At 43.8% G+C, this 459-nt stretch carries 1 protein-coding gene; it reads left to right on the top strand.

Features of this window, described 5'->3' with window-relative positions; genetic code table 11:
• Nucleotides 1–459: glutamate--tRNA ligase family protein (locus ACTJKB_RS30935; RefSeq protein ID WP_440838045.1), on the top strand; the 459-nt coding region annotated here is incomplete at both ends.

The following is a 459-nucleotide window of genomic DNA, read 5'->3' as shown; positions in this document are numbered from 1 at the left end:
AGAGGAAGAAATCCAGGAAATCAGAAAGAGCCAGGAAGCCAAAAAAGTGCAGACCGGCTACTATGGAGAATGGGCGGCCCACCGCGATTTATCTTTTTCAAAGGTAGCGGACTACTTGAAGGAAGGCCGACCGTATGTTATTCGCTTAAAGGCTGATCCTTCAAATTCAAAGCTCGTTTTCAATGACTTGATCAAAGGTGAAGTGGAGCTGCCGGTAAATTATCAGGATATCGTCTTGTTAAAATCTGGAGGTCTGCCAACCTATCATCTGGCGCATGTGGTAGATGATCATTGGATGAGAACGACACATGTAATTAGAGGAGATGAATGGTTATCTTCAATACCGATTCATATACAGCTGTTCGAATATTTTGGATGGACGCCCCCCTATTACGCACATATATCACCCATTATGAAAGAGGAAGGGAGCTCCAAGAGAAAACTGAGCAAACGAAAGGA

The organism is Paenibacillus sp. 22594 (genome assembly GCF_052044425.1).
GTDB lineage: Bacteria > Bacillota > Bacilli > Paenibacillales > Paenibacillaceae > Paenibacillus_AQ.
This window is presented reverse-complemented; position numbering and strand designations above follow the sequence as displayed.